Annotated in this window: 16 protein-coding genes, 2 tRNA genes, 3 rRNA genes and 1 pseudogene; 2 read left to right on the top strand and 20 right to left on the bottom strand. The window is 37.8% G+C overall.

Translation table 11 applies throughout. The annotated features are described in order from the left end of the window. Positions 1–28: 28 nt before the first annotated feature. From P5P87_RS02500 to P5P87_RS02445, 12 genes are all read right to left on the bottom strand, one after another. Entirely contained in the window at positions 29–391 is a 363-nt protein-coding gene (locus P5P87_RS02500; RefSeq protein ID WP_278021443.1) for a glycoside hydrolase family 3 N-terminal domain-containing protein, read from the bottom strand. Between the two features lie 8 nt (positions 392–399). Beyond that, positions 400–681: a hypothetical protein gene (locus P5P87_RS02495; RefSeq protein ID WP_278021442.1), complete on the bottom strand. Its 282-nt coding sequence runs from the start codon at positions 679–681 to the stop codon at positions 400–402. 29 nt (positions 682–710) lie between these two features. Then, positions 711–2,045, bottom strand: a complete 1,335-nt coding sequence (locus P5P87_RS02490; protein ID WP_278021441.1) for a sodium:solute symporter family transporter — start codon at positions 2,043–2,045, stop codon at positions 711–713. 5 nt (positions 2,046–2,050) lie between these two features. Then, entirely contained in the window at positions 2,051–3,577 is a 1,527-nt protein-coding gene (locus P5P87_RS02485; protein WP_278021440.1) for a hypothetical protein, read from the bottom strand. Then, positions 3,561–4,238, bottom strand: a complete 678-nt coding sequence (locus P5P87_RS02480; RefSeq protein WP_278021439.1) for a glycoside hydrolase family 130 protein — start codon at positions 4,236–4,238, stop codon at positions 3,561–3,563. The genes P5P87_RS02485 and P5P87_RS02480 overlap by 17 nt, the downstream gene beginning before the upstream one ends. Further along, the gene (locus P5P87_RS02475; RefSeq protein WP_278021438.1) at positions 4,235–4,591 is read right to left on the bottom strand and encodes a glycoside hydrolase family 130 protein; all 357 of its coding nucleotides are present in this window, start codon (positions 4,589–4,591) and stop codon (positions 4,235–4,237) included. The genes P5P87_RS02480 and P5P87_RS02475 overlap by 4 nt, the downstream gene beginning before the upstream one ends. Before the next feature lie 82 nt (positions 4,592–4,673). Continuing rightward, positions 4,674–5,810 carry a glycoside hydrolase family 26 protein gene (locus P5P87_RS02470; RefSeq protein WP_278021437.1) on the bottom strand — a complete coding sequence of 379 codons (1,137 nt, stop codon included), beginning with the start codon at positions 5,808–5,810 and terminating at the stop codon, positions 4,674–4,676. 13 nt (positions 5,811–5,823) lie between these two features. After that, positions 5,824–7,299 (bottom strand): cellulase family glycosylhydrolase, encoded by a 1,476-nt coding sequence (locus P5P87_RS02465; protein ID WP_278021436.1) that lies wholly within the window; start codon positions 7,297–7,299, stop codon positions 5,824–5,826. Between the two features lie 24 nt (positions 7,300–7,323). Next, positions 7,324–8,265 (bottom strand): hypothetical protein, encoded by a 942-nt coding sequence (locus P5P87_RS02460; RefSeq protein WP_278021435.1) that lies wholly within the window; start codon positions 8,263–8,265, stop codon positions 7,324–7,326. Positions 8,266–8,283: 18 nt separating this feature from the next. Next, positions 8,284–9,777: a RagB/SusD family nutrient uptake outer membrane protein gene (locus P5P87_RS02455; RefSeq protein WP_278021434.1), complete on the bottom strand. Its 1,494-nt coding sequence runs from the start codon at positions 9,775–9,777 to the stop codon at positions 8,284–8,286. Between the two features lie 9 nt (positions 9,778–9,786). Beyond that, positions 9,787–12,093, bottom strand: coding sequence for a SusC/RagA family TonB-linked outer membrane protein (locus P5P87_RS02450; protein ID WP_278021433.1), 2,307 nt, complete (start codon positions 12,091–12,093; stop codon positions 9,787–9,789). A gap of 13 nt (positions 12,094–12,106) precedes the next feature. Beyond that, on the bottom strand, positions 12,107–12,715 hold the full coding sequence (locus P5P87_RS02445) for a TonB-dependent receptor plug domain-containing protein (protein WP_278021432.1): 609 nt from the start codon (positions 12,713–12,715) through the stop codon (positions 12,107–12,109). A 359-nt stretch (positions 12,716–13,074) separates the two neighbouring features. On the opposite strand from P5P87_RS02445, the gene P5P87_RS02440 reads away from it, so the two are divergent. Then, positions 13,075–13,968, top strand: coding sequence for an AraC family transcriptional regulator (locus tag P5P87_RS02440; RefSeq protein ID WP_278021431.1), 894 nt, complete (start codon positions 13,075–13,077; stop codon positions 13,966–13,968). Between the two features lie 29 nt (positions 13,969–13,997). Here P5P87_RS02440 and P5P87_RS02435 read toward each other — a convergent pair whose 3' ends face one another. After that, positions 13,998–16,259: a cation-translocating P-type ATPase gene (locus P5P87_RS02435; RefSeq protein ID WP_340696622.1), complete on the bottom strand. Its 2,262-nt coding sequence runs from the start codon at positions 16,257–16,259 to the stop codon at positions 13,998–14,000. Positions 16,260–16,274: 15 nt separating this feature from the next. After that, a complete protein-coding gene (locus P5P87_RS25745; protein WP_340696621.1) occupies positions 16,275–16,490 on the bottom strand; it encodes a cation-transporting P-type ATPase in 216 nt (71 codons plus the stop codon). Between the two features lie 221 nt (positions 16,491–16,711). On the opposite strand from P5P87_RS25745, the gene P5P87_RS02430 reads away from it, so the two are divergent. Continuing rightward, on the top strand, positions 16,712–17,170 hold the full coding sequence (locus P5P87_RS02430; protein ID WP_198858494.1) for an RNA methyltransferase: 459 nt from the start codon (positions 16,712–16,714) through the stop codon (positions 17,168–17,170). A 62-nt stretch (positions 17,171–17,232) separates the two neighbouring features. Here P5P87_RS02430 and katG read toward each other — a convergent pair. The 6 genes and pseudogenes from katG to P5P87_RS02400 all read right to left on the bottom strand — a co-directional run bounded on the left by katG (position 17,233) and on the right by P5P87_RS02400 (position 25,574). Continuing rightward, positions 17,233–19,509, bottom strand: a pseudogene (katG, locus tag P5P87_RS02425) (catalase/peroxidase HPI). Positions 19,510–20,379: 870 nt separating this feature from the next. Beyond that, positions 20,380–20,489, bottom strand: a 5S ribosomal RNA gene (rrf, locus tag P5P87_RS02420). Positions 20,490–20,671: 182 nt separating this feature from the next. Then, a 23S ribosomal RNA gene (locus P5P87_RS02415) occupies positions 20,672–23,554 on the bottom strand. A 138-nt stretch (positions 23,555–23,692) separates the two neighbouring features. Further along, a tRNA-Ala gene (locus P5P87_RS02410) sits at positions 23,693–23,766 on the bottom strand. Between the two features lie 93 nt (positions 23,767–23,859). Then, positions 23,860–23,933: transfer RNA gene (locus P5P87_RS02405), tRNA-Ile, on the bottom strand. A 127-nt stretch (positions 23,934–24,060) separates the two neighbouring features. Further along, positions 24,061–25,574 (bottom strand): 16S ribosomal RNA (locus tag P5P87_RS02400). Together the 16S, 23S and 5S rRNA genes with 2 tRNA genes alongside form the textbook arrangement of a ribosomal RNA operon. Between the last annotated feature and the right edge of the window lie 309 nt (positions 25,575–25,883).

Below are 25,883 nucleotides of genomic sequence, written 5' to 3'. Positions count from 1 at the left end.
TCTAGCTGCATTTTCTACCAAATCTGGATTAAAACTTGCTCGCTTGTCCTAGCGGAATTGGAAATATGGTTTTAAAACCGTGTATTACGTCGCGCCCAATAATTAGCGGAATTCCTAATCTGGTTTGTTCTACCGCTATTTTTTGTGCTTTGTTGGCTATTTCGGGATTGGTAATACTCAAAACCGAACCTGCCATTCCTTGTTGAATAACTTTATAATTGGTTTCCATATCATCTGCAGACAATTGATTCATCTGACCGATTTTTTCCTTTAAAGTCATTTTCTTTAACAGAACATCAATCTTTTTTTCTATTGAGGCATCAAAAACCTGAGCGCTTGTTTCTAATCCTGATAAGAGTAGAAACAGCGCTAAAAATTGTAGCTTTTTCATTTTGTAAATTATTTCATTAGAAAAACGTCAGCGTACATTCCGAAACAGGCTAAAACAAGCAAAAGAGCTTGTATACGGAAGTTTTTATACCAAACTACATTCTGTAAAGCGATCGTTTCTTCTCTCCAAAGTGCTTTTGTCCAAGTGTTTTCTTTTACTTTTTTTTCTGATGGAGGAGCTGTTGTTAAACTCACTGTCACATTTACCAAAATACTTAAAACTAAAATAATTGGCGCCAATAATAAAAAGTGAAGCCCTAAATGCATACCAAAAATATATTTTGCAGACATAATGACGATTGCAATAAACAATCCTGACATTAAACCACTGAAAGCTCCAACGGCATTAGAACGTTTCCAGAACAATCCCAGAAAAAAGTGCCAACCACTGGCGGTGCTAAATAAGATAAGATTTCTTGATAATAAGCAATAAGCGAGTCAAATTTACCAATGTACGGAGCCCATAAAATAGCGATTATCAAAGTTACAACAGCAGTTATTTTACCAACTCTTACCTTTTTTTCGCTTGACGCATTTTTATCAAACTTGCTGTAAAAATCCATTGTAAACAAAGTAGAAACAGAGTTTAAAGTTGCGCTCAAAGCTGATGTTAAAGCCGAAATCATTGCTGAAAGAATAATTCCGATTAATCCAACAGGAAGCACTTTATTGATTAATCTTGGATAAACTTGATCGGTATTGATTCCGTATTTTGATTTTAATTCGCTTCCGCTAATGATTTCGTGCGGTAAATTCTCTACACCAAAAAGATTAATTCCTCTGGCAATGACACCAGGAAAAATAAAAATGAAAAGTGTAAATAAATACAAAAATCCCACTAGTAAAACGCCTTTTCGTCCATGATCTATAGATTTTGCAGACAAAACTCGTTGTACCATAACCTGATTATTGCCCCAGAAATAGAAACCAAGAATCGGAATTCCAACCCACATTCCTAACCAAGGTACAGTCGGGTCGTCCATTGGTCTTGTCAATTTTAGCCAAATTCCGTCGTGAAATTGCGTATAAAATGCATCCCAACCTCCAATGCTATCCATTGCGAAAAAAGCCAATAAAGTCGATCCGATTATTAAAATAAAAGCTTGAATTACTTCTGTATTAATAACAGACGAAAGTCCGCCAATAATAGTATAACTTCCTGCAACAACAGCCATTCCGACAATAATAAGCATCATGTCTGCTCCCGGAAAAATCATGTTGATGATTAATGCTCCTGCATATAGTGTCGCTGCAGCATCAAGAAAAATGTTTCCGATAATGGTTATAAACGAAAAATAAGTTCTTGATCTCGCATCAAATCTTCTTTCCAAAAATTCTGGCATTGTAAAGATTCCCGATTTAATGTAAAATGGAAGAAAAAAGATGGCAAAAAAGACCATTACCAGAATCGAAATCCAGTTGTAATTGAAAACCGCAATTCCATTGATAAAACCTTCTCCAGAATTTCCCATTAGAGTCGAGCTCGAAATACTGGCCGCAAAAAGTGATAATCCGACCATTGGCCATTTTAAATCTCTCCCTGCCAAAAAGTAAGCATCTGAATCGCTTGATTTACTATTTTTTAATCCCCACCAAACAATAAAGATGATGTATAAAACCAAGACAACTAAGTCAATTATATTTAAATTTATCATAATTACTACTGGTATGTGGTATAAAGAATAACGCTTTTGGCTGGAATCGAAACTTTAATGCTGTTTTCTTTCAAACTCATTTTTTCAGAAGGAATAGGAAAACCATTTTGGTCAACTGGGCGTTTGCTCTCGGTGTATAAATATTTATTAAGTTTCGATTTCAGTTTTAGTTTTTTAGCATCAATTGTAAAATTAGCTTCCTTATCACTGTTGTTTGCAATGGCAATTGTTGCCTCTCCTGAAGCTGTAAATCCTGCTGTGGCGCGTACTTTTTCGATGTTTAAATGATCTAGTTTAACAATTTTCATATCGCTGGTAAAATAACGTGTCATAATAGACCAAGTATAAAACCAAGGACGCAGATTTTCATCTTCTTTCTTGTCTGTTAATTCTTTACCTAAACTATTAAACATTCCCCAACGCTTGAGCTGATATTTGTCGCCTTTGTCATCTTTTGTATGCATTGCATCGTCTAAATCCCAAGCAATTACGGCATCAAATCCTGCATTCATTGCCTGAATTAAAGCATCTGCCATATCTACTCCATAATCGTAATCGTAAACCGAAAGTTGACTGTCTACACTAGTAAATTTATCTCCTAAATGTTCTTTTGAAGAAGGATCTCCTTTTATACCCAATTCGCCCAAAATAAAAGGCTTTTTATGAACTGAATCGGTAAAACGGACTAAGTCTCCAAATGTCTTCTGAAATTCTCCAGAACGAATGCTTTCTTTAGAAGGATAATCGTGCGCATCATAAGCAGAAATTAAATTCGGAATTTGAAGTGCGGTCTGTTTTACCCAATCAAGACCTTTATATTTTGATCTCGGATTATTAAACGAAGTTGCATCTGGACCAATAATCGAAATCTTTTTATCTAAACCTGCCTTTTGAATAGACTTATGAAGCATTGTAATTCCTTCTTTCCATTGTTCAAAATCGCCGTCTGTTGTTGCCCAATCACCATTTGGCTCATTCACCAGATTGTAATATTTAATGCAAGTATATTTTTTTACATTTAATAAATGATTCAGATTTTTAATAATCAAATCAATCCATCTCTGATCGTTTGCGCCAGTAAAACTGTTTTGAAGATTTAAATGTGTGTCGTGCACTTTGTACGGCTGTCCCCACTCTCCTAGAATTACCGTGATTTTGTTTTTTTCACAGTAATCTAACAATTTATAAAGAGCCTGCATTTGATCACTTTCAAAATCAACAATCGGATTTCCAGAAGCATCAAATCCTTTTAGATAGCGCCAATTTGCCTGATCCATTACTCGAGCAATTTTAGGCTTAATAAATGAAACTCGGTCAAAAACCATTTTCCATTTTTCGTCAGTCATCAATTTTCCCCATTCCGAGCTTTCAGTATCAGCGTGCGGATAGGCTGAAAATTCAATTCCATTTCCAATAAATTCATTCGAAATAATTTCGCTTGGATTAATAGAAACGACAGGAATGCTGTTTTGGCTTTGAGCCGAAAAACTGGCTAAAGCGCAAAACAGTAAAAAGCTATTTTGAATTTTCATTTTGAGAATCTTTTAAAGTTTGTAACAATTCATTGATGTCGCAAGTTGCTAAACCAACGTATTTATCAGCTGCGCCGTAATAAACATATAAAATATTATCGACAATCATATTACCTGTAGGAAAAACACAGCCTTTATAGAACCCTTCTATTTCATAATCATATTCGGGTTCCATAATCCAATCTTCTAGTCTTGCCGTTACTTTTGTTGGGTCTTCTAAGTCTAAAAGTGCAACGCCTACTCTGTAATAACCATTTCCGCCATTTTCAACTCCATGATAAATAAGCAACCAGCCATCATCTGTACGCAAAGGTGGTGTGCTTCCGCCAATTTTTTCTTCCCAAGTTCCATTTCTGCCACTTAAAAGAAGGGTGCTTTTTTCTTCCCAAACCATTAAGTCATCAGAATATCGAAGCCAGATTGAAGGATAATCGCAACCATATTCTTCTCCAATCCATTGTTTTGGACGGTGCAGCATAGCATATTTTCCGTTGATTTTTTCTGGAAACAAGATTACGTCACGATCATCTAAATTAGAAGTCGTAATTCTTCCTAACCTTCTGTAGGTTTTAAAATCGGTTGTTACCGCTAAACCAGAATTTGCGATATTATGCTTGTAAACGGCTGGCGCATCTGGACCTGTTTCTGGAAGATTGATCACATCATGAGGAAATGTCCAATAACGCCCGGAGGATAAGGTCTGTAGGCATAAGTAACATAATACTCGTTTCCAAATTTAATGATTCTCGGATCTTCTACTCCGCCCATATCTGGACCGTTACTGCTTGGTCCAAAAACAGGTTCATCAGATTCTCTTTTAAAATTGATTCCATCTGTACTTGTTGCCAATCCCACACGGATATAATGATCCACATCATCTCCTGCTGCCCTGTAAAGCATATAAAATGTTCCGTTTTCGTACCAGACTCCTGGATTACAAACAACGAGATTTTCCCAGTAATTATTAGGGTTTGGGCTTAAAACTGGATTTTGAGTGCACTTAATTAATTTCATTTTTAGATTTGTATTTTGGTTTTTATTTTACTGTTGTGTTTCTTTGCTAAGGTGTACATATCTGGCAATTTTTTACTAAAGATCATATTTGGACTTGCATATAGCAGTTTAAAATTTGCTTTGCAGAACTATGTCCTTCAAATGGAGCATAAAAATGGTTTCCTTCATGAGACGGATCGTACTTGTTACGCCACATAACTACCATGCTTACTTTTTTTCCTGTTAGCGGAATACTGATTTCGTTTGTCCAATAGGTATCATACGGAGCACCATTTTTTACAATTCCTTCAACTCCTGTTTCTGTTACTCCACAAGGTTTTAATTTTTGCTGTGAAAGTGTTGCAAGGTTTCTTAAATTGGTACTAAAGGCTGAAGTATTGGTTCCGTGATAACTATCCCAACCAATAAAATCTACATAATTATCGCCTGGCCATCTGAAAAGGAAATTATCAACCGTGCCTTGTGAATCTAATTGAGGTGAAATAGCATAAATAAAGCTGTGAACGCCTTTTTTGTTCTTCAAATAATCAATCGTATATTTCCATAAACTAATGAATTCTACTTGTGTAGTCGCGCTCGAACCCCACCAAGACCAAGCTTGCGTATGCTCGTGAAAAGGACGAAAAACAATTGGAATTAGTTTTCCGTTTTTGTCTTTCAAATTAGTGGCAAAATCTGCTAGTTTATCTAGCCAAGAATTAAATTTTAAATTTGTAGCGCTTCCGTCTGTCAAGATTTCTTTTGCAACAGTATTGTTAGAATTGTCCCAGCTATCTCCGCCTGTCAAAGGATTATTTAAATGACAGCAAGCTGTAATTACTTCGCCTCGTTCTCTAGCTTCTTTTATTACTCGAATTCTGTCATTGTTTAAGGTTGAAGTTGCACTTCTATCATCCATAATTTCGGCTAAATCGACACTGAAAACTCCTGGATAATCTCCACAGACATCTTTAATGTCTGATCTTCCTTGTTCCGTCATCCAATTTCTGCCATAAAGCAAATCATCGTGATGCCCGAACATTGTTCCTTTTTCTTGAATTCTCCATAAATTAGAGTACAACGCTTTGGTTTCTGCAGTTGCATTTGGGTCACTCAGTTTTAATTCTACCGAAGTTGGAACTTCGGGCTCGTTTCCGCCTGAATCATTTTTATCATCCGAAGAACATCCTACGAATGACAGACTCATGGCAACCAGAATTGTATATAATGATTTCATCATTTTCTTTTTAAGGTTAATAATCGAAATTGGTTAATACCAAAAGCCCTTCGGCTGGAATTGTTTCTGTTTTATTCTTTTTTAGATCTAAAGAGATATTGGTCTGATTTGGAAGCATGTTATGATCGCCTTCTAGTTTTAAATGGCCTTTTGCATAAACAAACTTTTTGACTTGATTTAAAACAGGCATATTTTGAGAGGTCAATTTAACTTTGGTTTCCTGATGAGAAACATTGACAATGGCAATCATATTTTTTCCGTCTTTTGAAACCGAAATTGCTTTTAAATTTGGATTTCCTTCAACCGAAACGTGATGCACTTTAGCTCCCGAAGGCATATATTTGGTTAGTAAAGACCAAGCATAAAACCAAGGACGAACCTCTTCTTCGCTTTTTCCAAAATATTCTTCTCCCAAAATATTCCAGAATCCCCAGACTTTGAGTTTATTTTTCTGCTCTTTTGCATGCATCGCATCGTCTAACATCCAAGCAACAGAGCCAGAATAGCCCGCATTAATGGTTTGAATCAAAGCATCGGCCATATCAGAACCATAAACATAATCGTAAACAAACATCTGCGAATCTTCAACTGATGCATACGGTTTAGCTTTGGCTCTTTTGATATTTTCATTCATTAAAGCTTCGTCTTGTTTTTCTACAAATTTGAACCCGATTTCGCCCATTACAATTGGTTTTCCTGGGGGAACCTCATTTTTGTAAGCCTTTAGAATTGAAGTATATTCACCTGAATTGACTGTAATTTTAGAAGGATACGTATGAATATCATAAACGCCGATTGCGTCACCTAAATCTTTAACTGAATTGGAAATCCAATCTACTTTATCTGCCTTCCAAATGGCAATATCGGGACCTAATAAAGAAACTTTTTTATCTAGATTTAAAGCTTTTAATTCTAACCAAAAATAACTTGCCGCATTTTTCCAGAGTTCATAATTTTCATCAGTAGAAGACCAAAAACCGTTAGGTTCGTTGATCATATTGTAATAATGAATGCACGAAAATCCTTTTTGATTTACCAGAAAATCAAGATATTTTGGTGCTAATTTCAAATTGGCTTCGGTGATTGTATTGGTTTTACTATTTACCATACGATCTCCCCAGTCGCCTAAAACAACTTTTACATTTCTGGACTGGCAATATTCAAGAATTGGGGCAATATTCTGGTAATTTTTAGTTTCGTTTAAAGTCCCATTTTCAATTACCGAAGTTGTATTGATCATGACTCTTATAAATTGGGGTTTCATAAAATCTAGACGATCATACAATTTCTGCCAGTCCGATTTAGAAATGCTTAGTTGTTTTTCTCCATAATCTAATTGGTACGGATCCCACTGAACTCCGTTGCCAATGTAATTTTCATTTATAATGGTATTGTTATCAACAGCAACAGTTGCGTCGGGCAAAGCCGAGCAACTGATTACTGCTGTCACTAACCAAAATGATACTGTAAGTTTTAAAACTATTTGTCTCATATAAGTGATTTACAATCTTTTTGCCTATTCTTTTTTGGTTACATCTATCCAAAAACGTCTTGGCTTTTTAACGAACTTGTCATAATCAGAATAAATTTTATCCCAATCATCTGTACCATTCAAGTTGAAGGCGAAAGCGTTGTGTACAATTGTTTTAGTACTGCCATTTCCAAGGTTTTCTGTACCTGCATTTTCAAATGTTCCAACTTTCGTTGTACCGTCAGCAAAAGTGAAAGTGATGGTTCCTGTAGCATAGTTTCTCAGCCATTTTCCTTCTCCTTCTGGAATTTGTCTGTAGAATTTCTTTACATCTGTTTGAGGATCTCCGATATAAATAAAATCTGCATATGCACCATCGGCTCCAGCTGTATTAGTTACAGTTCCGTAAGTATTTCCATCTTCTGTAATTCCTGTCATTTCAAAAATCAGCTGATTGTCTAATTCTTTATCTGGACCTAATGTTGCCGACCAAATCCAAGGTTTATCTGTCATTGCCATAACAGCTCCTCCTCCATATTCTGGACCTGTACCTCCGTAAACAATCAAATTATCAATATCATAAGTTCCGATAAGTGATTCTCTAAAAGAGCTTGCTACAACCGTATATTTTCTAGATTTTCCTGTTGGAGATGTTACTGTTAATTCTGCACTTTTTTGCGCGTTTTCAAAATTTAAAGCTTCACCTTCTTTAATAGATGAATTGGCACCGTAAGACAAAACCATTTCTTTGATCACGATATGGCTTAAGTCTGGAACAGCATCAACATTGATTGCTAAATTGATTGTACCAGTCAAATCATCAACACGTACAATTGAAGCATTTCCTACTTGGTTCTCAAATTTTATATCCAAAACATTGCGCTCATTATTCCACTTTCCTTCTTCAATATCTTCCAAAGGATCTTTCTGACAGCTTGTTTGCGCCAGCGCTGTGACAACACACAAGAAGTATAGTATTCTTTTCATAATTGTATATTTTTAAAATTATAATCCTGTGTTCAAATCAATTTCTGTCTGCGGAATCGGATAGAATGCAGCTTGTTCTGCCGTTATTCCAGAAGCTTCTGGCACAACTTGAGATACTTTATTGAAACGGCGCAAATCATAAAGGCGATTTCCTTCAAAAGCCAATTCGAAAGAGCGCTCGTTTAAAACTGCCAATCTGAAATTATCTACGCTTAATCCAGGTGTTAAGTTTCCTAAACCTGCTCTGTTTCTAATTTGATTGATTAAAGCGTAAGATTCTGTAGTTGGTCCTGCAGCTTCTGCATATGTTAATGCTACTTCGCTAAAGCGAATTAAAAAAGGTTTGGTACTTGTCTTGTCTCCTATGAAGTTTGGGTCAATGTATTTTCGTGTAAACGGATATACAATTTTTCCAGGATACTGTGCAGAAACAACTCCCGAAGCATCGTAAGTTGTGGTTACAAATAAGTCTGTTTTTCTTTTATCTGAATTGTCAAAACTATTGAAGAACCCCGTTAAAGTTTGAAAAACACTCCATCCATCATGCGATTTTGTATAGGTATTGTCTGGATTTTTCAAATAAATTGTAGCACCATCGATATACGGGATAAACAGTTTTGAAATTTTAGAATAATCTCCTTCTGTTGCTCCTGTTCTATCCATAGAAAGCAAAAAGATGTTTTCTTTTCCTAAAGGTTTTTCGACATCGTAAATACTCAAAAGATTGTTTTCAAAACCATAAACACTTTGACCTGTAATAACATCTCCTGCATTTTTTGTCGCCAATTGATACATAGTTGCTACATCTTTATTCATCTCAGCATATTGTGGCACATTATGTTCTTTTGAAGAAGCGATATACAAATATACTTTTGCCAATAATGCTTGTGCGGCTACTTTATCTGCACGTCCTAAAGCTTGATTTACTTTTAAAAGTTCAATTGCTTTTTCGGCGTCAGCAATTATAAAATCGTAAACTTCATCTAGGTTTTTCGCCATTGGTGCTGCAGTCTGACTTACTGTTTCTACAACCGAAGTATGCATTGGCACTTTTCCGAAATTCTTTACCAGATTAAAATAATTCCAAGCTCTTAAGAAATAAGCTTCTCCTAAGAATTTATCTTTTAAATCTTGCTCAAATTTTCCGTTTGGAACATTTTTGATAACCGCATTGGTTCTATTAATAGCGATGTAAGCATATTTAAAATAATTCCCAAGCATTCTGTTGGTGCTAAAAGTTCCAACCTGCCATTTATCTAAGTTCTGATTATCTGCCGTTTCATCTCCTTTTGGACCACATTCTTCTGTTGGCAAATCGCCTACATAAAATATAGCTCTAGAATATTCTAAAAATGTAAGGGCATCATAGGCATAATCTACAGCAGACTCAGCATCAGAAGCACTTTTATAGAAATTATCTTCTGAATAAAATCCGTATGGCTCTTCATTCAAATCGCAAGCAAACACACTCATCAACAGTGCCATTGTTGCTATTTTATATCTTGTTTTCATAATAGTTTTTTAAAAAGTTAAGTCCAATCCAAATGTCCATTTGCTCAATCTAGGATATCCTCCCCAGTAAATTCCGTCTGTTCCAACCTCTGGATCGTAACCATCAAATTTGGTAAAGGTGTATACATTGTTTGCATTTAAGTACAAGCGTACACTTTGAAATGCGCTTTTTACTGGTTTTAAAGTATAACCCAATGTGATGTTTTGAATTCTAACAAAAGAGCCGTCTTTTACCCACCAATCTGAAAATTTAACTGTTCTTCCGTCTCTTAAACTTGGATAATCATTTGTCGGATTGTCTAATGTCCAACGTAATGGTGTATTGCTTGGCTGATTGAATGCTTGTGTATCTAAGACATCTTGACCGAAAACGCCATTTAAGAAGAAACTAAAATCGAACTGTTTGTATTTTAGTGTCATATTGAAACTCGCCATAAAATCAGGATTTGGGTTTCCAATAATTGTCTGGTCTTTTGTATCTACAACTCCGTCGCCATTTATATCTACATATTTAAATTCTCCAGGCTGCGCCAATTGACCGTCTAAACCTGCATTGATTCCTTCTTGAAGCGTTTGAACAATTCCGTTTGTTTTATATCCGTAGAAAACATTTACTGGCTGACCAATTGCCAAAAGATTAGGAAATTGTCTAAACTGCTCTAAACTGTTCCCTGAATATTCATATTGCATTCCTGTATTCGGATCAACATTTAATCCAGATTGCTCAACAGATCCAAGACTTACGATTTGATTTTTATTTTTAGAGTACACTACAGAAGCATTAATTTGCCAATCTTTATTTTTGAAGATTTCGCCGTCTAATGTAATTTCATAACCTTTATTGGTCAATTCTCCATCGTTTACCCAAATTCTATCATATCCAGACGAAGGCGTTAAGATTCTTTCTCTCAAAAGATCTTTTGTACGCTTGTTATAATAATCAAATACGATATTTAATCGGCTTTTTAAAATCGAAATATCAACCCCAAAATCGCTTTGCGCTGTGGTTTCCCATTTTAAATCTGGATTTGGAATTCCGCCCCAAAGTTTTTCAATTCCGTCTTGCCCTGTTGTGCCCACAACATATCCAGGCCCGATTGCAGAAACCCAGCTTCCGTTATCGTAATATTGGCTCACACCATAACGACTTAAAGTCTGATATGGATTGATTCCTTGATTTCCTGAAATACCATAACTCGCACGAAATTTTAGCTCATCAAATACATTTAACTTTTTGATGAATTCTTCGTTGTGTGCTTTCCAGCTTAATGCACCTGAAGGGAAAAATGCCCATTGATTGTTTTTACCAAATTTTGAAGAACCATCTGCACGCCCTGTAAGCGTCATCAAGTATTTATCTGCGTAAGCGTAATTCATTCTGAAAATTCCAGAAACTAATTTGGTTTCAATTTTTCCGTTAGAAACTGTATTTCTCTCAGGATTTCCAGCTCCCATGTTTTCATTTCCTAAAGTTTCATTCACAAAGTCAAATGCACCAAGTCCTGAACTTCTCGATACATAACTTTCATATGTATAACCGCCTGTTATACCAAAATCATGTTTATTGAATGTTTTATTGAAGTTGGCAAAAGTCTCTGAAACAAAATTCTGACCTTCCCAGTTATTGATGTAACCAGCCCCATTGTTGAAATCACCAGTTTCGGTATATTTACTTGGAAAATATTGATCATTTACAGACGAACCGTATTTATAATTCAATCTTGATGTTAATCGCAATTCTGGTATAATTTGCCATTCTAAAGCCGCAGAAGTAATTACGTCTATAGTTTTGGTTTCGTTCTGACGAAGATTTGTAATTGCCACCGGATGTGTATAATCGTTTTGACCAATCATGTAATACTCTCCATTTTCGTCATAAACTGGGAAAATAGGATTTCTCCAATAAGCTAAACCTCCATTTGAATCTCTTTTTCCTTTACTTACAATATTTGAAAATCTTACTGTAAAATTGTCGAAAACATCGTGTTTGATACGAAGGTTGTAACCGCCTTTGCTATAACCGTCTTTTACAAAAACACCTTGCTCACTGTAATAATTTCCGCTTAGATTGAAACTTGTTTTGTCTGTTCCGCTATTAATGCTCACGATAGTGTTATTTCCTAATGGCATGTTTCTAAAAGTTACATCGTCCCATTTTGTGAAATAAGGCCATGAACCTGACTGCAATTCCTGAATAGACGGATAATAAACACCATTAGAATTCTTTGCTCCGATATATAAAGGTTGCTGTCCGCCATTGATTCTTCCTTCATTACTCAATTGTGCCATTAAAACAGGATCGCGCCACAAATTCAACTCTGAATTAAATTCAGAAAATGTAGATTGCTTCGCGCACTAAAATTTGTGTTTTTCCTTTCTTGGCCGATTTAGTAGTAATAATAATTACTCCGTTTGCCCCTCTAGAACCGTAGATTGCTGAAGCCGAAGCGTCTTTTAATACGTCTACTTTATCAATGTCTGCAACATTTACTTGTTTTAAATCGCCTGCATCTCCTAATGGAAATCCGTCTAATACTACTAAAGGAGCGTTTGAACCTCTAAGTGAACTTCCTCCTCTGATTCTTACTGTCGAAGTCGATCCTGGATCTTGAGAAGTTGTTACTTGTAACCCAGCAACTCGACCTTGCAGTACCTGTTCTACAGAATTGGATGGAATATCTTCTAAAGCTTTCGTTTTTACTGTACTTACAGAACCGGTAAGATCTGCTTTTTTAACAGAGCCGTATCCGATAACGACAACTTCTTTAAGATTTTGCGAAGTTGCTCTTAAAACAACATTCAAAGTATTTTTTCCTGAAACGGAAATTTTTTGAGTATCGAAACCCATAAAAGAAAAAGATAAAACTGCATTTGCCGGAGCATTAATTTCAAATTTTCCATCGAAATCTGTTGAGGCGGTTTTAGAAGATCCTTCCACAGTGATATTTACACCAGGGATAGTGAGACCTGTTTCGTCTGCAACTGTACCTTTAATTATATTCTGACTGTAAGCTGAAAATGCGCTAACAAAGAGAATACAAAAAAGTATACTTTTTGTCCATTTTTTTTCATTGTTTGATTGGTTAAAGATTAGTTAATAGTTTCGAGACAAATTAACTACTTCGTTTTCGTAACGATTTTGTAAATACCATCAAATAGTAATACTTTCATGAATAAACAATAATACTTTTAACAACAAACATGTTCTTTATATGAACAAATAATTTTTATTTGCACTCAAAATAGCATATAACAGAAAAATATTATTTATTTTTGAACAAGTTTGTTATTCTCCAAATGAAATATTATAATACTATTATGAACGAAAAACGCAATATCCTAAGAGAATTAGTACCTATTTCAGAAGATGACTTCTTTATAGTATTAAATCATAAGAATGCCAAATTTGATTTTCCGCTGCATTTTCATCCTGAAATAGAACTTAATTTGGTTTTGAATTCTTCAGGAAAAAGAATTATTGGAGATTCTGTCATAGAATATACAGATTGCGATATGGCGCTTATAGGTTCAAACACTCCTCATTTATGGACAGGAATAAAAGAAAACACTGAGGCGCATGTGGTTACGATACAGTTTCATGAAGATTTGTTTTCGGAAAAGACTTTAAATCGAAAATTAGCTCTTCCTATTCGCGAGTTATTAGAAAGATCTAAAAGAGGAATTGCTTTTTCTAAAGAAACTATTGAAGCGCTTAAGCCTAAAATACTGCAGTTATCAGATTCACAAGATTTTGACTCTTTGCTTAACTTCTTGTCTATATTACATGATTTAGCGATTGCAAAAAATACAAAAAGCCTTTCCTCACATTCTTATGTAGATTATTACAGTTTTTCTGAAAGCCATAAAATTGAAAAAGTAAATGATTTTATTAAAGACAACCTTCAGAATAAAATTCAGCTAAAAGAAGTTGCCGATCTAGTTAATATGTCAGAATCGGCATTTAGCCATTATTTTAAGAAATGTACTAATAGTTCTTTTTCAGATTATGTAACTGATTTAAGATTGGGGCTTGCCGCAAGATTATTATTTGAATCTGAACAGTCTATTAAAGAGATATGTTATGATAGCGGATTTAATAACATTTCTAATTTTAACCGTACTTTCAAACGCAAAATGGGATTTACACCAAGTGAGTTTAGAGATCAAAGCAAATTAATTACGAAACATTAAAAAATGAGTCTGTTATAGAAATGTGTCTTTTATCTTCTCCTAAAATATTTCACAACTTCAAACCACAATACTGAAACTAAGCCTGTCGCGATGCAAAAAAACATCTGAGAAAGTGTAATAAGTTCAAAATTAAAAAGAGAACGTAAAAAAGGAATAGCAAATAACAATATCGTCAAAAAAATAGTAATGCCTATTATTATGGAGACAAGGATATTTTTGTACTGGAATGTTGTCCATAACGAATAATAAAATGATCTATTAACCAGCGTTAAGACAATATTGGAAGTAATTAAAGTTAAAAAAACCATACTACGCGTAATGTTTTCATTCCATTGATTGTATATCGCCCACTGGTAAGAAAGTAACAATCCTAAAGTTATCGCAATGCCTTGAATAATACTTGCCGTCAATTCTTTAAAATTAAAAAAATCTGTTCGCATCGGCCTTGGTCCTCTCTTCATTGTATCTGCTTCGGCAGGTTCGTTTTCAAATATAATGGAGCAAGTTGGCCCCATAATTAGTTCAAGCAAAATAACATGAAGCGGGCTGAATATATTAGGATAAATCCATCTTAAAGCAAGTGGAATAAAGACAATTAGAATTATTGGAATATGAATAGATATGATGTATCTAACTGCTTTTTTTAGATTCGTATAAATCTTTCTCCCCATTGCTACAGCATCAACCATTTTTGAAAGATCATCTTCCGTAAGGATAAGCGATGCGGCATCTTTTGCTATTGCCGTTCCTTTTTTTCCCATAGCGATTCCGATGTGAGTCGCTTTTAGCGAAGGCCCATCATTAACTCCATCTCCTGTCATGGCAACAATTTGCCCACAAGCTTTAAGAGCATTTACAATTCTCAATTTAGCATCTGGAAACATCCGACTGAAAATATTAATATCCATTACTTTGTTTTGCAGTTCTTGATCACTCCATTTCATTAGTTCATCTCCAGTTATAGCTTTTTCAGAACCAACAAAACCAATTTGCTGCGCGATAGCATTAGTCGTTTTCAAATTGTCTCCAGTAATAATCTTAACGGCAATTCCTGCTGTATAAAAAGACTGAAGCACTTCTGCAATATTATCTTTTGGAGGATCATAAAAAGCAACAAGTCCTTTAAAAGTAAATGATATTTTCTGCTGTTTGTCAGGATAATTATTTCCCTGCAAATTTCCCTCTCCCACACCAAGTACTCTGTAGCCTTTACCGGTCAATTGATCCATCGCGGTTATAATCTTCTGTTCATCTTGTTTAGAAAGACTACAAACCTCTAAAATTGCTTCAGGTGCACCTTTAGCCGCAATAATTCTATTTCCTGAAGAATCTTCAAATACATGCGTCATCATTGGAGGTTTGCCCGATAAAGGATATTCGTGAATCATTTTAAAATGAGACGTCATATCTGTTTCTGCAAATTTTTTATAGGTGTCATGAAGCGCAATTTCCATAGGATCAAAAGGAATAGGCTCGCTTGCCCACATAGCAGTCGTAAGAAGTTCTTCTGTTTCTTTTATATCTTTGAATGTATTAATTCCAGCCTCTATCCCAGATGGCAGATAAAGTCCCGCCAAATCCATTTTATTTTGGGTAATTGTTCCAGTTTTATCTGTACAGATTACTGTAGCGCTTCCTAATGTTTCTACTGTTTTCATCTGTTTTACAACAATCCCGATTTTCATAAGTCTGCGAGCTCCAAGCGCCATAAATGTGGCAAAAGCAACTGGAATTTCTTCTGGCAGAATACTCATTGCAAGTGTTAGTGCCAATAAAAGACTTTGAAGCACATTTCCCACTCGCAAGTAGTTTAAAACCCATACTAAAATGAATACGAAAGCACCAGTAAAAATCATTTTTTTTACGAAATTCCCAATCTGTATTTCTAATGGTGTTTTTTCTGTATCTATAGATTCTAAACTGCTTCCTATTTTGCCTAATCTTGTGTCATTTCCAATTTCAGTTACTTTAACTATGGCTAATCCGCTGGCTGTAATAGTTCCAGAAAAAACCTTATTATCTTCTTGATTACTATCTTTAAAAACAACCATTGATTCGCCAGTTAGTATTGCTTCATTTACTGAAAAATCATTGGATTGTATAATTATTCCATCAGCCGGAACCAAAGCGCCTTCTTCAATTACTACCAAATCTCCAACAACAATATCTTGCGTTTTAATGTTCTGGTATTTTCCATCACGAATAACTGTACATAAAGGTTCTATGAATTCTTTTAATTTTGCCAAAGCATTCTGGCTTCTTTTTTCCTGATAAAGTGAAATTGCAAGCAATCAACAATATAGAAACTAAAAGAAAAAATCCATCGCTATATTGTCTATTAATAAAGTAAATTCGGAAGCGGCAAGCAGCAACAGAATCATTGGTTCTGCAAAAACATTTTTAAAAAAAGCTAAAATTCTATTCTCTTTCTTATAATGATACTGATTAGTCCCGAATTCTTTTCTAGACTCATCCACCTCACTAAAGTTTAGTCCTATTAATTCTTGCTCGTTTGCTTCCATATAATTTCCAATAAAAATAACAGTAGAGTAAAATATTGCCGAACGATTTCAACAATCGATTTCTTTACTCTTATAAAAATATACTATTACCATAAATTTAAATATAATAATGTGTCTTTTTAGGTTTCATTTTGCGATTTGAAACAATCTTTACAGACCACACATTCTTTTGATCTCAATAAAATATTGATTTATGTACTTACACTTTGTATTTTTGCCATATGAATGACAACTTTATAAATGAATATTTCGGCATAGGAATACAAAATGGTAAAACGCCCGAAAACTTAGGTGTTTTGTGGCGATCAGCTCAAAACTTAGGCGCAACTTTCATATTTACTATAGGCAATCGATATGCTAAACAGGCGTGTGATACGCATGATGCTGTAAAAGCAATTCCTTACTTCCACTATGATACTTTTGAAGCTTTTTTTGAAAATTTACCAAAAGGAGCCCGATTAGTTGGAGTTGAATTATCTGAAAAAGCCTCTGATTTAGAAACTTTTGAACACCCTAGACGTTGTGTTTATATATTGGGCGCAGAAGATCATGGTTTATCTAAAAAAGTTATGGATAAATGCCATCATTTAGTGAAATTTAAATCTGAAAAAAGTTTAAATGTGGCTGTTGCAGGAACTATTGTAATGTACGATAGAAATTTGTCTAAACCACGTTCTTAAAAGTTAATAAAAAAAGACGCCACAATGGGCGTCTTTTTAGTTTACTATCCTTCTCAGTTGCATTATTTTCTTAAGTCAAATCTGTCTAGATTCATTACTTTAGTCCATACTGCGATAAAATCATTTACAAATTTCTCATGAGCATCCGCAGCAGCGTAAACTTCTGCTATCGCTCTCAATTCTGAATTTGAACCAAAAACAAGATCGGCACGTGTTCCTATCCATTTTGGTTGTCCTGAACTTCTGTCGTTTCCTGTATAAAGTTCTTTATCATTTGAAACAGATTGCCATTGTGTGTTCATATCTAGTAAATTAACAAAAAAGTCATTTGTCAAATAACCAGGTCTATTGGTAAATACACCATTTTTACTTCCGTCAGCATTAATATCTAAAACACGAAGTCCACCTAAAAGCACTGTTAATTCTGGTGCGGTAAGAGTTAAAAGATTTGCCTTATCTATAAGAAGCTCTTCTGTTAAAACAGAAGATTTTGTTTTTCTGTAATTTCTAAAACCATCTGTTTTTGGCTCTAAATATCCAAAAGATTCAACATCTGTCTGTTCTGCAGATGCATCCATACGTCCAGGTGAGAAAGGTACCTTAGCTGAAGCCCCTGCATCCTTAGCCGCTTTTTCGACAGCTGCGCTACCGGCAAGAACTATTAAATCAGCCAGTGAAACTTTTTTGTCGCCATTTGCTTCATTAAAATCTTTCTGAATAGCCTCTAATTTATCTAAAACCACTTTAAGAGCAGTTGGATTGTTTACTTCCCAATCTTTCTGTGGTGCGAGTCTTATACGTCCACCATTTGCTCCTCCGCGTTTATCTGAACCTCTAAAAGTAGAGGCAGAAGCCCAAGCTGTAGAAACCAATTGTGATATGCTTAATCCTGAGTTTAAAACTTTCTCTTTTAACTGTGCTATATCCTCATCGTTTATTAGGGTGTGATTTACCGCAGGAATAGGATCTTGCCACAAAAGTTCTTCTGATGGCACTTCAGATCCTAGATATAAAGCACGCGGTCCCATATCACGGTGCGTCAATTTAAACCATGCTCGTGCAAAAACATCAGCAAACTCATCAGGATTTTCTAAAAAGCGACGAGATATTTTCTCATAAACAGGATCTAATCTTAATGATAAATCTGTAGTAAGCATTGTTGGCAAGTGTTTTTTGTTAGCATCAAATGCATCCGGAATAATTGCCTCCGCATTTTTTGCTACCCATTGGTGCGCACCTGCAGGACTTTTAGAAAGTTCCCATTCATAAGCAAATAAATTTTCAAAAAAGTTATTGCTCCATTGTGTTGGTGTTGTTGTCCAAGTAACTTCAAGTCCACTTGTAATCGCGTCACTACCTTTTCCTGAGCCAAAACTATTTTTCCATCCTAACCCCTGCAATTCTAAACCAGTCTGCTTCAGGCTCTGCGCCAACATGATCTGATGAAGCAGCGCCGTGAGTTTTACCAAAAGTATGACCGCCAGCTATTAACGCTACTGTTTCTTCATCATTCATTGCCATACGTCCAAAAGTATCTCTGATGTCTTTAGCAGTCCGCAATCGGGTCTGGATTTCCATCTGGTCCTTCAGGATTTACATATATAAGTCCCATCTGCACTGCTGCAAGAGGTTTTTCAAGATTTCTACTATGAATATCTCCATCTGCATTATCATCTGATGAAACTACTCCATGATCTTTTGGAACGCCTTCAGAACCATCTTTATAACGCTCATCTCCGCCTAACCATGTAGTTTCAGATCCCCAGTAAACAGATTCATCTGCTTCCCAAACATCAGCACGTCCTCCTGCAAAACCAAATGTTTTAAAACCCATCGATTCTAGTGCAACGTTACCAGTTAGGATTAACAAATCGGCCCACGAAATCTTTTGTCCATATTTTTGTTTTATTGGCCAAAGCAATCTTCTTGCCTTATCAAGACTCACATTATCAGGCCAGCTGTTAAGAGGAGCAAATCTCTGCTGTCCTGCTCCTGCTCCGCCTCGTCCATCATGTACTCTATAAGTACCTGCACTATGCCACGCCATTCGTATGAAAAGACCGCCATAGTGACCAAAATCTGCAGGCCACCAATCTTGTGAATCAGTCATAAGAGCATGTAAATCTTTCTTCACCGCCTCAATATCGAGACTTTTAAAAGCTTCAGCATAATTAAAATCCTTATCTAACGGATTTGACAATAACGAATTCTGTCTCAGAATATTTACTTTTAACTGCTTTGGCCACCAGTCACGATTTTTCGTTCCTGAAGCAGACTTGTTTGTCCATGCTCCCATTGTGAAATGGGCATTTACTGATGTCATTTGATTGATTATCCATAGTTCAAAATTTTATTTTTTACTAAATTACTAACTAATGAAAAAGAAAAATACAGCTGTGAATCATAAATAATTCTTACAGAATAGATAAAATCTATGCAACTCTTTTTTTACATCCTTAATTACTTATAATACTACTCGTTATAGATAAATCATACTTTTCTAAATGAGCAACAATTTTGTAATATCGAATTTTAATTATATAAATTTAATAAAAAGAATCCTTTTATTTTTATAAACATTTACTTCCCTGTCTGTTACGTTCCAATTTTTGCGCACAGACTCGGAAGTTTTTTTATTTTCATTAATTTATTAATCATACTTAAAAGGTAAAAAATAAGTTTAAATCCTCGATATAAACACTCCAAAAGTAAAAAACGAGTCAAATCATTATTTAACTCGTTTTTTTTGTAACGTTTTGTTTAGTATACTGTTTTAAGATGTTTTATCAAGTCTCGACTTCTCTAATTTGGTCAAATGATAAGCCACTGCTATCTTCACCTTTTTTTATATATCTAGCCAAACAATACCACACCATTAAGTCAACGTGTACGTTGAAACGATTGTGAAATTTCATTTAAAATGCGTTTACGTTTTATTATTTAGACAGTTTAAATATCATTCTTAAATAAATTATTATAGAATGTCAAAATTTATTTGATTTTATACTCCAAAGATTATTAGTTTATTGAAGTTACTATCTCACTCAAAATTTATGCTTGGATTTTTTAATGAAAGAAAAAGAGTTAACGAAACAGTTCCATCAGCGATATGCCCAGACAGCATAAATGAAATTTCATTTTTTTTGATAATGCTTTAAAAACTGCGTATAAAACAAAAAACCCTATCCGGTTTGGATAGGGTTTTCAAAGAAAGGCGACGACATACTCTCCCACATAACTGCAGTACCATCTGCGCAGGCGGGCTTAACTTCTCTGTTCGGGATGGGAAGAGGTGAGCCCCGCCGCAATAACCACCTTAAGGTTTTTAAGTCCAAAGCCGAAGGCCATAAAGTCTAAAGTTTTCACTTTGAGGCTTTGAAATTTTCGCTTTGCGACCTGCCCGCGACGGGCAAATATTTTAACATACTGGGATAAAGAAACAAATAAGCCTTATTTTAGAAAGTTTCCTCCCGATCCGCCTGGGCGGATCGGGAAAAGGGTGTGCATAAGCTTACGGATTATTAGTACTACTCGACTATGACATTACTGCCTTTACATCTGTAGCCTATCAACGTGGTCATCTTCCACGATCCTTAAAAGAAATCTCATCTTGTGGTGGGTTTCGCGCTTATATGCTTTCAGCGCTTATCCCTTCCCAACGTAGCTACTCTGCGGTGCCCCTGGCGGGACAACAGATACACTAGAGGTTAGTCCAATTCGGTCCTCTCGTACTAGAATCAGATCCACTCAAATTTCTAACGCCCGCAGTAGATAGAGACCGAACTGTCTCACGACGTTCTGAACCCAGCTCGCGTGCCACTTTAATGGGCGAACAGCCCAACCCTTGGGACCTTCTCCAGCCCCAGGATGTGACGAGCCGACATCGAGGTGCCAAACCCCCCCGTCGATATGAGCTCTTGGGGGAGATCAGCCTGTTATCCCCGGCGTACCTTTTATCCTTTGAGCGATGGCCCTTCCATGCGGAACCACCGGATCACTATGCTCTACTTTCGTACCTGATCGACCTGTATGTCTCTCAGTCAAGCTCCCTTATGCCATTGCACTCTACGCACGGTTACCAAGCGTACTGAGGGAACCTTTAGAAGCCTCCGTTACTCTTTTGGAGGCGACCACCCCAGTCAAACTACCCACCAAGCACTGTCCCCCACATTGCGGGGTTAGGCCTCAGATAAACAAAGGGTTGTATTTCAACAATGACTCCACAACGCCTGGCGACGCCGCTTCATAGTCTCCAACCTATCCTACACATCATTTATCCAAGGTCAATACTAAGCTATAGTAAAGGTGCACAGGGTCTTTTCGTCCCACTGCGGGTAAACGGCATCTTCACCGTTACTACAATTTCACCGAGCTCATGGCTGAGACAGTGTCCAGATCGTTACACCATTCGTGCAGGTCGGAACTTACCCGACAAGGAATTTCGCTACCTTAGGACCGTTATAGTTACGGCCGCCGTTTACTGGGGCTTCAATTCAATGCTTCTCCGAAGATAACATCTCCTCTTAACCTTCCAGCACCGGGCAGGTGTCAGGCCCTATACTTCATCTTACGATTTTGCAGAGCCCTGTGTTTTTGATAAACAGTCGCCTGGACCTCTTCACTGCGGCCCCGATTGCTCGGGGCGACCTTTCTCCCGAAGTTACAGGTCTATTTTGCCTAATTCCTTAGCCATGAATCTCTCGAGCACCTTAGGATTCTCTCCTCAACTACCTGTGTCGGTTTACGGTACTGGTTCTTATTGCCTGAAGTTTAGAGGTTTTTCTTGGAAGCCCTTAGGCGCACTATCTCTTTGTCCGAAGACTCCGAGTACTATCGCATTTCGCCAAGCTCTACGGATTTGCCTATAGAGCCTATAGCTAGGTGCTTTAACGAACTATTCCGTCAGTTCGCGGCGCTTTCATCACTCCGTCACCCCATCACAGCAATAAGAAGTACGGGAATATTAACCCGTTGGCCATCGACTGTCCCTTTCGGGTTCGCCTTAGGTCCAGACTAACCCACAGCTGATTAGCATAGCTGTGGAAACCTTAGTTTTTCGGTGTGCGGGTTTCTCGCCCGCATTATCGTTACTTATGCCTACATTTTCTTTTCTGACCGGTCCAGCATACCTTACGATACACCTTCAGCCCTGTCAGAATGCTCCCCTACCACTTGTATTTGCATACAAATCCATAGCTTCGGTAATATGCTTATGCCCGATTATTATCCATGCTCGTCCGCTCGACTAGTGAGCTGTTACGCACTCTTTAAATGAATGGTCGCTTCCAAGCCAACATCCTAGCTGTCTGGGCAGACAAACCTCGTTCTTTCAACTTAGCATATATTTGGGGACCTTAGCTGATGGTCTGGGTTCTTTCCCTCTCGGACTTGGACCTTAGCACCCAAGCCCTCACTGCTGGTAAACATTATATAGCATTCGGAGTTTGTCAGGAATTGGTAGGCGGTGAAGCCCCCGCATCCAATCAGTAGCTCTACCTCTATATAACTATATCCAGCGCTGCACCTAAATGCATTTCGGGGAGTACGAGCTATTTCCGAGTTTGATTGGCCTTTCACCCCTACCCACAGGTCATCCGAAGACTTTTCAACGTCAACCGGTTCGGTCCTCCACTGTGTGTTACCACAGCTTCAACCTGCCCATGGGTAGATCACACGGTTTCGCGTCTAACACTACTGACTAAAGCGCCCTATTCAGACTCGCTTTCGCTGCGGATCCATGGCTTAACCACTTATCCTTGCCAGCAGCGTTAACTCGTAGGCTCATTATGCAAAAGGCACGCCGTCACCCCACGAAAGGGCTCCGACCGCTTGTAAGCGCATGGTTTCAGGATCTATTTCACTCCGTTATTCACGGTTCTTTTCACCTTTCCCTCACGGTACTGGTTCACTATCGGTCTCTCAGGAGTATTTAGCCTTAGCGGATGGTCCCGCCAAATTCAGACAGGGTTTCACGTGCCCCGCCCTACTCAGGATACCGCTATCCATTACACTCGTTACCCATACGGGGCTGTCACCCTCTATGGCGCTCCTTTCCAGAAGCTTCCGGTTCCTTGCGCATGAAATGTCGCGGTCCTACAACCCCAACAATGCCGTAACAATGCTGGTTTGGGCTAATCCGCGTTCGCTCGCCACTACTTACGGAATCACTTTTGTTTTCTTCTCCTCCGCCTACTTAGATGTTTCAGTTCAGCGGGTTTGCCCACCTATCGGTGTGCTATGTCTTCAACATAGCGGGTTGCCCCATTCGGATATCTGCGGATCGATCGGTGTGTGCCCGTCCCCGCAGCTTTTCGCGACTTATCACGTCCTTCATCGCCTCTGAGAGCCTAGGCATTCCCCATGCGCCCTTATTTTGCTTATTGCACCAAATCATAATTTAATATGATCCGTTTTGTTTTGTTTCCTATCATATGCATTGCTCGCCATAACAGAAAACGCTTTCTACTTTCTTATTATTTTCTTATCCCAATATGTCAATGAACTTATGCCCTTTCGGACCTGTGGAGAATAACGGAGTCGAACCGTTGACCTCCTGCGTGCAAGGCAGGCGCTCTAGCCAGCTGAGCTAATCCCCCAATCTAATTATGAATTGTGAATTATGAATTATGAATTTTTTTTGTAATTCGTAACCTTTCAACTCTAGAATTTCCTTCTTTTAAGTCAAATAGTAGTCCCGGGCAGACTCGAACTGCCGACCCCTACATTATCAGTGTAGTACTCTAACCAGCTGAGCTACGAGACTCTGTTTTACTTAAGTTTTATCATTTTTTTAAATTAACAGCAAGAGCAATACAATTTCAAGATCCAAAAAACCGATGCTGCGCATCTTATTTCCCAAACGTGTGCAAGCACTAACATTAGGGCTCTAGAAAGGAGGTGTTCCAGCCGCACCTTCCGGTACGGCTACCTTGTTACGACTTAGCCCTAGTTACCAGTTTTACCCTAGGCAGCTCCTTGCGGTCACCGACTTCAGGCACCCCCAGCTTCCATGGCTTGACGGGCGGTGTGTACAAGGCCCGGGAACGTATTCACCGGATCATGGCTGATATCCGATTACTAGCGATTCCAGCTTCACGGAGTCGAGTTGCAGACTCCGATCCGAACTGTGACCGGCTTTATAGATTCGCTCCCCCTCGCGAGGTGGCTGCTCTCTGTACCGGCCATTGTAGCACGTGTGTAGCCCAAGGCGTAAGGGCCGTGATGATTTGACGTCATCCCCACCTTCCTCACAGTTTGCACTGGCAGTCTTGTTAGAGTTCCCGACACTACTCGCTGGCAACTAACAACAGGGGTTGCGCTCGTTATAGGACTTAACCTGACACCTCACGGCACGAGCTGACGACAACCATGCAGCACCTTGTAAACTGTCTTGCGAAAGATCTGTTTCCAAATCGGTCAGTCTGCATTTAAGCCTTGGTAAGGTTCCTCGCGTATCATCGAATTAAACCACATGCTCCACCGCTTGTGCGGGCCCCCGTCAATTCCTTTGAGTTTCATTCTTGCGAACGTACTCCCCAGGTGGGATACTTATCACTTTCGCTTAGCCACTGAAGTTGCCCCCAACAGCTAGTATCCATCGTTTACGGCGTGGACTACCAGGGTATCTAATCCTGTTCGCTACCCACGCTTTCGTCCATCAGCGTCAATAAATTGGTAGTAACCTGCCTTCGCAATTGGTATTCCATGTAATCTCTAAGCATTTCACCGCTACACTACATATTCTAGTTACTTCCCAATAATTCAAGTCCTGCAGTATCAATGGCCGTTCCACCGTTGAGCGATGGGCTTTCACCACTGACTTACAAGACCGCCTACGGACCCTTTAAACCCAATGATTCCGGATAACGCTTGGATCCTCCGTATTACCGCGGCTGCTGGCACGGAGTTAGCCGATCCTTATTCTTACGGTACCGTCAAGCTCCTTCACGAAGGAGTGTTTCTTCCCGTACAAAAGCAGTTTACAATCCATAGGACCGTCATCCTGCACGCGGCATGGCTGGTTCAGGCTTGCGCCCATTGACCAATATTCCTCACTGCTGCCTCCCGTAGGAGTCTGGTCCGTGTCTCAGTACCAGTGTGGGGGATCTCCCTCTCAGGACCCCTACCCATCGTCGCCTTGGTAAGCCGTTACCTTACCAACTAGCTAATGGGACGCATGCTCATCTTTCACCGTTGTGACTTTAATACTAGGTTGATGCCAACTTAGTATGCTATGAGGTATTAATCCAAATTTCTCTGGGCTATCCCTCTGTGAAAGGCAGATTGCATACGCGTTACGCACCCGTGCGCCGGTCTCAAGCACCGAAGTGCTCTACCCCTCGACTTGCATGTGTTAAGCCTGCCGCTAGCGTTCATCCTGAGCCAGGATCAAACTCTTCATCGTATATTTTAATATTATATTGCGATGCGCTAAACTTAGCGGTTCTTTATCGAATCTCTCGATTCTAATGCTCTTATTCTTTATGTTCTGAAATCTCTTTCAGAACGGCTGTCAATTCAATATGTCTACGAACGTGTCTTTATTTCTTCATCGCTTGTGTTTCAAAGCGGGTGCAAAAGTAGGACCTTTTTCCGCTTATGCAAGCTTTTTTTCAAAGTATTTTCAATATTTTTTAAAACTTTTTCTTAACTAACTGATAACATATAATTTAAATTCCAAAAAAAAATACAGATAATAAGGATTTTTCTTACT

This window comes from Flavobacterium ginsengisoli, from assembly GCF_029625315.1.
GTDB classification, from domain to species: domain Bacteria; phylum Bacteroidota; class Bacteroidia; order Flavobacteriales; family Flavobacteriaceae; genus Flavobacterium; species Flavobacterium ginsengisoli.
The sequence above is the reverse complement of the archived record's forward strand: the minus strand, read 5'-3'. Positions and strand labels throughout refer to the sequence as shown.

Coding starts and splice junctions, on each gene's coding strand:
- P5P87_RS02500 (WP_278021443.1), bottom strand. CDS start 391: ATGAAAAAGCTACAATTTTTAGCGCTGTTTCTACTCTTATCAGGATTA.
- P5P87_RS02495 (WP_278021442.1), bottom strand. CDS start 681: ATGTCTGCAAAATATATTTTTGGTATGCATTTAGGGCTTCACTTTTTA.
- P5P87_RS02490 (WP_278021441.1), bottom strand. CDS start 2,045: ATGATAAATTTAAATATAATTGACTTAGTTGTCTTGGTTTTATACATC.
- P5P87_RS02485 (WP_278021440.1), bottom strand. CDS start 3,577: ATGAAAATTCAAAATAGCTTTTTACTGTTTTGCGCTTTAGCCAGTTTT.
- P5P87_RS02475 (WP_278021438.1), bottom strand. CDS start 4,591: ATGAAATTAATTAAGTGCACTCAAAATCCAGTTTTAAGCCCAAACCCT.
- P5P87_RS02470 (WP_278021437.1), bottom strand. CDS start 5,810: ATGATGAAATCATTATATACAATTCTGGTTGCCATGAGTCTGTCATTC.
- P5P87_RS02465 (WP_278021436.1), bottom strand. CDS start 7,299: ATGAGACAAATAGTTTTAAAACTTACAGTATCATTTTGGTTAGTGACA.
- P5P87_RS02460 (WP_278021435.1), bottom strand. CDS start 8,265: ATGAAAAGAATACTATACTTCTTGTGTGTTGTCACAGCGCTGGCGCAA.
- P5P87_RS02455 (WP_278021434.1), bottom strand. CDS start 9,777: ATGAAAACAAGATATAAAATAGCAACAATGGCACTGTTGATGAGTGTG.
- P5P87_RS02440 (WP_278021431.1), top strand. CDS start 13,075: ATGAAATATTATAATACTATTATGAACGAAAAACGCAATATCCTAAGA.
- P5P87_RS25745 (WP_340696621.1), bottom strand. CDS start 16,490: ATGGAAGCAAACGAGCAAGAATTAATAGGACTAAACTTTAGTGAGGTG.
- P5P87_RS02430 (WP_198858494.1), top strand. CDS start 16,712: ATGAATGACAACTTTATAAATGAATATTTCGGCATAGGAATACAAAAT.